Source organism: Streptomyces capoamus (assembly GCF_014654935.1).
Lineage (GTDB): Bacteria > Actinomycetota > Actinomycetes > Streptomycetales > Streptomycetaceae > Streptomyces > Streptomyces capoamus.
On sequence record NZ_BNBF01000008.1, the window covers coordinates 6,668 to 15,891 of the forward strand.

General features: G+C 70.8%; 7 protein-coding genes. 6 read left to right on the plus strand and 1 reads right to left on the minus strand.

From position 1 onward, the window contains the following. The 6 genes from IE312_RS40040 to IE312_RS14635 form a co-directional block, all read left to right on the plus strand. On the plus strand, positions 1-1,043 hold a 1,043-nt coding region (locus IE312_RS40040; RefSeq protein ID WP_502266971.1), incomplete at its 5' end, for an NHL repeat-containing protein. A gap of 169 nt (positions 1,044-1,212) precedes the next feature. Then, the gene (locus IE312_RS14615) at positions 1,213-2,298 is read left to right on the plus strand and encodes a hypothetical protein (protein WP_189981861.1); all 1,086 of its coding nucleotides are present in this window, start codon (positions 1,213-1,215) and stop codon (positions 2,296-2,298) included. Next, entirely contained in the window at positions 2,291-3,973 is a 1,683-nt protein-coding gene (locus IE312_RS14620; protein ID WP_229899751.1) for a polyprenyl synthetase family protein, read from the plus strand. The genes IE312_RS14615 and IE312_RS14620 overlap by 8 nt, the downstream gene beginning before the upstream one ends. Continuing rightward, positions 3,970-4,683: a hypothetical protein gene (locus IE312_RS14625; protein WP_189981865.1), complete on the plus strand. Its 714-nt coding sequence runs from the start codon at positions 3,970-3,972 to the stop codon at positions 4,681-4,683. Before IE312_RS14620 ends, IE312_RS14625 begins: the two co-directional genes overlap by 4 nt. 73 nt (positions 4,684-4,756) lie before the next feature. After that, complete coding sequence (locus IE312_RS14630) at positions 4,757-5,227, plus strand: hypothetical protein (RefSeq protein ID WP_189981866.1); 471 nt, start codon at positions 4,757-4,759, stop codon at positions 5,225-5,227. Positions 5,228-5,418: 191 nt separating this feature from the next. After that, a complete protein-coding gene (locus IE312_RS14635; RefSeq protein ID WP_189981868.1) occupies positions 5,419-7,866 on the plus strand; it encodes a non-reducing end alpha-L-arabinofuranosidase family hydrolase in 2,448 nt (815 codons plus the stop codon). Positions 7,867-7,941: 75 nt separating this feature from the next. Here the strand turns inward: IE312_RS14635 and IE312_RS14640 are convergent. After that, positions 7,942-9,224, minus strand: a 1,283-nt coding sequence (locus IE312_RS14640) for an RICIN domain-containing protein (RefSeq protein WP_229899753.1), incomplete at its 5' end; no start/stop codon positions are given.

Here is a 9,224-nt window from a genome sequence, read left to right on the forward strand (position 1 = left end):
GGGCCGGTCGGCTGTACATCGCCGACCCGGAGGGCCGACGGGTACTGATGCTCGGCTCGGACGGGGAACTCCGGGTGCTGGCGGGTCCGCCGGACAGAGCCGCCGACGCCACGGCGGCCGACTGGGGCGCACCGCGCGCGGTGGCGTTGGACGGCGAGGGCGTGCTCTACGTCGCCGACCAGACCGGACACCGCGTGTGGCGGCTGGCCGACGGAGCGGTCCGTATCGTTGCCGGGCAACGGGATCCGGCCCCCGGTGAGGCCACCCCGTCCGCTCCGGCTGCCGGTGAGGCCGCCGCGTCCGTCGACACGCCCGATGCCGTCGTCCAGGTCGCGCTGCGTTACCCGTGCGGTCTCGCCGTGGATCCGGTGGGGCGCCTGCTCGTGGCGGACAACTCCCACCACCGCATCGCATCCGTACCCCTCCCCACGGCTGCCTCGCAGGACACCGAGCGGTCACGGGACGAGAAACCGGAGCCGGAGCCGGGACCCCGACCGGAGCCGGAGCCGGAGAAGAAGGGGGAGCCGGAACCCGAACCGGGACCCCGACCGGAGCCGGCGAAGGAGAAGGAGCCGGAACCCGTCCCCCCCACTCCACCCCCCACCCCCACTCCACCCCCCGCCCGCCTGCTCGTCCGGCAGGAGGTCGGCCTGGAGGTCCAGCGCGGACAGAGCGAGTTGATCCACGTACGGGTCTCCTCCACCGACCCCTGGGACCCCGGACGGGTGGAGCACCACTTCACCGCTCCCACGGGCTTCGTCTTCGAGGGCCGGGTGACCTGTGCGTACTACCGGGCGGATCGCACGGTCATCCCCGGCGCGAACCCGACGGGAACGGTCGGGGAGGGCGGCCGGTCGTTGGTCGTCACGGACGAGCCCCGCCTGAACACCCCTGGCCATCCGGCGGCGGCCCTGGTCTACACGCTCGGCATCCGCGCCCTGCACGACGCCGAGCCGGGCCGGTACACCGATGGGCAGGTGGTGATCGCGGGCCAGCCGGAAGTACGCCTGAAGGCGAGCGTTCTCGGGGAGGACGAGGACTGACGACGGCAGGCACGAGATGCGAAGCCGCCCATGGCAGACCCTCCGCCATGGGCGGCTCTTTGCGTTCTCAAACCCTGAATGCGGAGGTAATCGTTTCTGTGCTCCCAGGTCACCCCCTCGACCGTCACGGGTTGCAAAAGTTCGGTGACATTGAGTTAGCGTTCGAAATGTGTCCACGCCCACCCTTCCCCGGTTCGGTCCGCCGGGCCCCTTCCCGTGTGCCCCGCTCGCCCACCCGCTCGACCGCAAGTGGCTGCACTACGCGTTCCTGTCGCGGTGCGGGCGACAGGCGCTCATCGCGAACCTCTCCGTCCTGGGCTCCTCCACCGGTCCGGTCCTCGCGCATCCGGGCGCCCCGGCCACCGGGCACCGCAGCGGCACCGGCACGGCGGCCGAGGGGCAGCACATGGCGATCCTGCTCCTCTACGGGGAGGGTCACGGCTGGAGTGCGACGCAGTTCAACGCCGAACAGCCCGAACTGCCGTGGTCGGCCTTCCGGTTACCGCACCCGCACGGGGAACCGGGCGGGTTCCGGGTGGCGGCCCGGTCGGCGGCCCCGGCGGTCGACGTACGGCTGACCCGGACCAGCAGGCCCTGCACCTCCCAGTGCGCCCCGTTCGGGGACGACGAGCATCTGCGCTGGCAGTCGGAGCCCGGCGTCCTGGGCACCGGAACCCTGCGGCACGGCGACGGTACGGACACGGGGACGGACCTGCTCGGCTACCACGAGCGGGTACGCGGCCGGTGGTCCTGGCCCACGCTCGGCGGCTGGGTGTTCGGATTCGTCAACGACCCCTCGGGCCCGGTCGACCAGGCCCCGCCGTCGGCCGTCGTCTTCACCCTGATCCAGCCCGCGTACCCCGCGGACGCGGCCAACGGATCGGTGATGCTGTGGCGGGACGGGCGCATGATCCGCCACTTCCCGCGGCGCAACCTGCGCGTGGCGGTGAGCGGCACCCTGGACCGCGACCGGGTCGAGATGGTGCCACCGCTGGCGGGCCTGCTGGGTACCCCGCCGATGGCCGCGGTGCCCGGCCGGCTGCTGATCACCGCTCGACTCGGCGACGACCGCCTCGTCCTGGACTTCCGCTCGCACACGGCGGGCCGGATCGTCAACCCTTCCGAAACCAGCCTGCACCCGTTCAGCGTGCACGAGACCCTCGGCCCGTGCACCGTGGAGGGCCGGGTCGGCGGGCGCCGTATCGGCTTCCACACCGGGGGCATCGTGGAGTTCGCCGGAGGTGCCCATGACTGAGACCGCCCCCGCGTTCACCGGGGCCTGGCTGCTGGACGAGACGGTCGCCGCCCTGTCCGACCGGGCACCGGCGATCCTCGCCGCCGCGGCCGGCCACCTGCGCGGCATCCGGCTGGGCCTGCACTTCAACGACGGCAGCCACGCCACACTCACCGCACGGCACAGTCGCATCGTGGTGGACCGGGACCGCTGCCCGGACCCCGACGTCGAGGTCGCCTTCGACGACCGGGCCATGAACCTGCTGTTCGACCTCCAGCGCCGGCCCGTCGACCAGGTCCTGCCCGACAGCCTCGACGTCCGCGGCTCCCGCGACGACAGCCTCGCCGTCTGGCGGGCCTTCACCCTGCTGTCCCAGCGCGCGGCGGGCCTGCGCAGCATGCAGGAACTGTGGGGGGCCTACCGCGAACAGGCCCCCCGGCTGTGGGGCAGCGCGCCACCCGCCGCCCGGGAACCGGCCGCCGGCCCGATCGCCGCCCGCGAACCGGCCGCCGACCCGGTCGACTGGACGGCCCTGGACTTCCTCGCCCGGCGCTCCCCGGAGGACGCGCCCGCACCGCCCGCGCTGATCGGCGGCACCACCGTCACCGCGCCGCGTCTGCTGTGGGACGGCCGCACCAGCACCGACTGGTCGCTGGAGGACACCGTCCGGGACGCGGACCTGATGGAGACCATGCTCCGGTGCCGGGCCCGTACCAACGAGGAGATCGAACGGCTGCTGCCGGACCGCGAACCGCGTGCCGAGCTGTACGACCTCATGCGCTCCTACCCCGCCCGCCAGGGCAAGGGTCTGCGTCCCACCCTGACCATCGCCACCTGTGCCGCTTTCGGCGGGCGCCCCGACGACGCCGTACGCGCCGCCGCGGCCCTCGAACTGTTCCACAACGGCTTCCTCGTGCACGACGACATCGCCGACGAGTCCACCCACCGCCGCGGCCTGCCCACCATGCACGAGGAACACGGACTGGGCCTGGCCGTCAACGTCGGCGACGGGATGAACCTGCTCGCCGTCGACGCCGTCCTGTCCAACCTCGAGACGCTCGGCCTGGTCCGCACCCTCGGCCTCATCCACGAGGCGGTGCACATGTGCCGGGAGTCCATCGAGGGGCAGGCCATGGAACTGGGCTGGATCCGCCACGAGGTCGTCCCCGAGGCCGACGACGCCTACTTCGTCATGAGCACCAAGAAGACCGGCTGGTACACCTGCATCAGCCCGTGCCGCATCGGGGCCGTCTGCGCCGGCGTCACCGACCCCGCCGTGCTGAGCCGGTTCGACGAGGCGTTCCGCCTGATCGGCATCGCCTTCCAGATCCAGGACGACATCCTGAACCTGGTCGGCGAGGAGGCCCTGTACGGCAAGGAGCCCCTCGGCGACCTGCTCGAAGGCAAGCGCACGGTGATGCTGATCCACCTGTTCCGCACCGCGTACGCCCACGAACGCCCCCGCCTCTTCGACATCCTGCGGCAGCGCCGTACCGACAAGACCCAGCAGCACGCCGAGGAACTCCTCGCCGCCATGCGCCGGCACGGATCCATCGAGTACGCCACCGAACTCGCCGACCGCCTCGCCGCCGAAGGCATCGCCCGCTTCGAGGAAGACCTCCGGTTCATCCCCGAGAACGAAGGCAAGGCCGTCCTGCGGCAGATCGCCCACTACGTCACCTCGAGGCCACTGTGACCACCACCTCGCCCCCGCCGGCCGACCCCACCGACACCGGCCCGCTGACCTCCACGGACCACCGGGCGTTCGCCTTCCTCGACCACGTCAACAGCGGCCTGCGCCAGAGCCTGTGCACCCTGGCCAGGCACGGCGTGGCCCTGCGCCGCGACGCCCCCGAACGCGCCCGCCTCCTGCTCGACACCGTACGGCCCTGGCCCCTCTACAAGGGCGGCCAGTTCCTCTTCGACCTGATGGAGTGGGAGGACCTCATGGTCGACGGCGATCCCCCGCCCCTGATGTCCACCGAGCGGATGGTCGCCGCCTGCACGCTCCCCGTGCAGCTGATGGCCGCGGCGGCCACCGGGGAGGTGCCCACGGTGGCGAAGCTGGTTCCCGGTCAGCGTACGACCGCCGCCCTCGACCTCCCCCTGCGCCTGTTGGCCGTCACCGCCCGCAGCACCCTCCTGGGTGCCGCGCAGGACATCACCGACCTGCTCGGACCGAGCGCCGCCCCCGACGACGGCGACGGCCACGCCACCGGCCCGGAACCCGTCACGGACGACCCGGGCACGGAACTGCCGCCGCTGGAAGCGGGCTTCTACCTCTACGAGGACATCGTTCTGGGCGCCCTGTCCGTCCTCGGCCCGCTCCTGGCCGACCACGCACCGGCCGACCCCGTGCCGTCCGACCCGCTCACGACGCCCGTCCCCACCCCCGACGGTCCGTGAGCGGCTCCGGCCCCCAAGCCCGCCACCGGCGGATCCGCTCACGCGGACGCACCCATCCACAGAAGGGATACGCATGGCCACGCAGACCCAGTCCCCCGTCCAGCCCGGATCCGAGAACAAGCTCTACATCCTCCAACAGGGCATCGTCGAGGACGCGCCGGGCGGAGTCCCCGCCCACCTCAGCTTCGGCATCCTCAGCACCGTCCCCGACCCGGTGAACCCCGGGGACATCACCTTCACCCTGAAGGCACCCACCGGCTTCGTGTTCACCGGCTGGCTCACCTGGGCCTACCACGACGTCGAGACGCTTCAGGCGAAGGGCAACCTGGAGACCACCCAGGGCAAGCTCGGCGACGGAGGCCGCACTCTGACCTTCACCCACAACCCGTACCTGTCCACCAACAAGGAGTGCCTCGGCTACGGGGCCCAGGTCACCGCCGTCGACGGCGCGACCCCGGGCCGCTACACCGACGGACAGCTCAAGGTGGGCGCCGCCAACCCGATCAAGCTCAAGGGCCGCGTCCTCGACCCCAACGAGGACTGAGCCCACCCGACGAACCGGCCCGTCGGTCTCATCGGACGACGAAGAACCCCCGGGTCTTCGACCTGGGGGTTTTCATGGAGCGCGTGACGAGAATCGCTGTCGCGCTTCCCTCGATCGCGGCAACCTTCGTGTGCGTGGCGGCAACTGGCGGGTGACCGGGGCCGGATCGAGGCCCGCTGTGCGAGAAGGACATGCCGTTGTCAGATCAGAACCGCTCTCATCGTCGCCGTCCGGCCACCCGCCGCGTGCTCGCCGCCGCCGTGGTCCTCGCGGCGGCGAGCGCCGCCGTACCGCTGGTCGCCCTGGCCGCACGCACGCCGGAGGCCTCCACACCGACCACGGCCGCCGACGCGGCGGCCGGCAGCGGCCGTTACTTCGGCACGGCGGTGTCCGCGGGCAAGCTCGGCGACTCCACGTACTCCGCCCTTCTCGACCGGGAATTCAAGATGATCACCCCGGAGAACGAGATGAAGTGGGACGCCGTCGAACCCTCCCGCGGGACGTTCACCTTCGCCGCCGCCGACTCGATCGTCGGCCACGCCTCCGCGCACGGCCAGCGCCTGCGCGGCCACACCCTGGTCTGGCACTCCCAACTGCCCGGCTGGGTCAGGTCCATCACCGACGCCGGCACCCTGCGCGGTGTGATGAAGAACCACATCACCCAGGAGATGACCCACTACAAGGGCAAGATCTACGCCTGGGACGTGGTCAACGAGGCCTTCGCCGACGGCGGCAGCGGCCGGCACCGCGGCTCCGTGTTCCAGGACGTGCTGGGCGACGGCTATATCGAGGAGGCCTTCCGCACCGCCCGGGACGCCGACCCCTCCGCCAAGCTCTGTTACAACGATTACAACATCGAGAACTGGTCCGACGCCAAGACCCAGGGCGTCTACCGGATGATCAAGGACTTCAAGTCCCGCGGTGTGCCCGTCGACTGCGTCGGCTTCCAGAGCCACTTCGCAAGCAGCGGCCCGCCGGCGAGCTTCCGGACCACCCTGTCCCACTTCGCCGCGCTCGGCGTGGACGTGCAGATCACCGAGCTCGACATCGCGCAGGCGTCCGCCACCGCGTACACCGACGCCGTCCAGGCGTGCAGGGACGTCGCTCGCTGCACGGGCATCACGGTGTGGGGCATCCGCGACAGCGACTCCTGGCGCACCGGTGAGAACGCCCTGTTGTTCGACGCGGGCGGCAACAGGAAGCCCGCCTACAACGCCGTGCTCACCGCCCTGAGCAGCACCGGCAGCGGCGGCACACAGGCTGGGCGCATCACCTCCGGCACCGTCTACACGCTCTCCAACGCGGCCGCCGGGCGCGTTCTCGACGAGCCCGCGGGGCAGAACGGCAACGGCACCCCGCTCCAGGTGTGGAACGCCGGCGGTGCTTCCAACCAGCAGTGGCGGGCCGACCGGAACAGCGACGGCTCCTACACCCTGACCAACATCGCCAGCGGCCGGGTACTGGACGAGCCGGCCAACCGGACGGCCAACGGGACGAGGACGACGGTCTGGGACGCCAATGGAGGCGCCCACCAGCACTGGAAGGCCAGTCGGAACAGCGACGGCTCCTACACGCTGACCAACGTCGCCAGCGGCCGGGCGCTGGAGATCCCCGGCGGCCGGACCGCCAACGGCACCCCCGTCCAGGTCTGGGACACCAACGGCGGCGGCGCCAACCAACGCTGGAACTTCCAGCCGGCCGCGGCGCCGAAGAGCGCCACGTGTGCTCTTCCGTCGACATACCGGTGGACCTCGACGGACGCGCTGGCGCAGCCGGCGAACGGGTGGGCCTCGCTGAAGGACTTCACCACCGTGACCCACAACGGCAAGCATCTGGTCTACGGGTCGGACTACTCGGGGTCGGCCTACGGCTCGATGGCGTTCAGCCCCTTCACGAACTGGTCGGACATGGCGTCGGCCCGCCAGACCGGCATGAGCGAGAAGGCGGTGGCGCCCACGCTGTTCTACTTCGCGCCCAAGAAGATCTGGGTGCTGGCGTACCAGTGGGGTCCGTGGCCCTTCAGCTACCGCACCTCCAGCGACCCCACCGACCCCAATGGCTGGTCCGCGCCGCGGCCGCTGTTCACCGGCGGCATCCCCCGCACCGACTCCGCCACCGGCCCGATCGACCAGACCCTGATCGCCGACGACAAGAACATGTACCTGTTCTTCGCAGGTGACAACGGCAGGATCTACAAGTCGACCCTGCCGATCGGCGACTTCCCCGGCAGCTTCGGCTCGTCGTACACGACCGTCATGAGCGACTCGGTGAAGAACCTGTTCGAGGCGCCGCAGGTCTACAAGGTCCAGGGCCAGAACCAGTACCTCATGATCGTCGAGGCTCGCGGTGCGAGCGAGCGGCGCTACTTCCGCTCCTTCACCGCCACCAGCCTGAACGGTCCGTGGACCCCGCAGGCCGCCACCGAGTCCCACCCCTTCGCGGGCAAGGCCAACAGCGGCGCCGGCTGGACCGACGACATCAGCCACGGCGACCTGGTCCGCGACAACCCCGACCAGACCATGACCATCGACCCCTGCCACCTGCAGTTCCTCTACCAGGGCAAGTCCCCCGGCACACCGCCGGACACCTCCTACGACAACCAGCCGTACCGTCCCGGCATCCTCACCCTGAAGCGCTGACCCGCCCGATCGACACCCATCACAGCGAGGAGCCCCAGCCGTGCACCGGCTGGGGCTCCCGTCGTTTCTCGGTCCCTACTTGAGCGCTGTACCGCCCGCGTTGTGATGGGCGATCGTCTTATTGATCAGGTTCCCGCCGTCGGACTCGGCCGTGGTCTGTTCCTCCTGCCCCGGACCGAAGAACAGGCCGGCGACATGGGCGTCCGCGACCTGGTTCATGTGTGCGAAGAGCCAGTCCACCTTGTCGTCCTTGTAATGGTTGCGGGTGTTGTTCTGCGCCATGTTGCCCACGGGGATCTGCCACAGGACCACCGGCTTGCCCACGGACTCGGCCATCGTCCTGTAGAACCGCAGCGCGGCGGCGGCCTTCCGGTCGGTCCAGAAGTGGTCACTGCCGCCGTGGGCCGGCTGTGCGTACCAGCCCGCGTCGCGGTCCGACACATCGCTGACCAGGAAGTCGGCGTTCCGCGCCCCGAGGCTCGCGTAGTCCTTGACGCAAGCCTGCGGGTTGGTCTCCCAGTCGAAGCAGGACAGGTGCATCCCCACGGCGGTGTTCGGGGCGTACTTGTGCCCCATCGAGATCAGGCACTGGGCGAGTCCGGCGGCACTGTTCTCCTGCGATCCGCAGTCCTTCGGATTCGCGCCCGAGACCTGTGCGGGAACCTTGTGCGGATCGCCGAGCGACCGGACGTAGCCCCAGAAGTCGGGCTCGAGGTCGATCGCGTCGTGCGACGTGCCGATCTTCTGGAGGAAGAAACGGTAGTCGTCCAGGTACCGGGTGAGCAGGTCGACCCGGTCGATGGCCCTGACCTCGCCCGGACCGTCGCCCTGGCCTGCCGCATCCCCGAGGTCGCGCAACGAGTACCAGGTCCAGAGCATCTTCTGCGGACGCGGGCGGCCCTTGTACGTCGCCTTGGCGACCTCGCTGTCCCGCCAGGTCACGTAGGTGCCGGGCGCCGTGGTGCTGCCGTTCCAGCAGCCCCACCAGCTCGACCACCCGTCCTGGCAGCGCGCTGCCGTGTAGTAGTCCGACGAGGGCGCCGGCCGGCTGTGTACATAGGCGTAGCGCACGTCGAACGGCGCGGCGGTCGCCGAGGCGTCGGACATCGAGCCGCCGATGAGCACCTTGTCACTGCCCATGAAGCGTTTCGCCGAGCCGCCGCCCGGCGCGGTGGGCGTACCGGTACCGCCGGCACTCCCGGCCGGGACGAGCTTCCACTGCTGCTCGGCGCCGCCCCGGTCGCGGTTCTGGACGACGTCGCCCCCATCGGCCTTGGCGGCGTCGCGGACACCGACAGCCATGCCACTGAAGCGATTGACCAGACGCACGTAGCCGTTCGGCGACGTGGCCAGTTTGA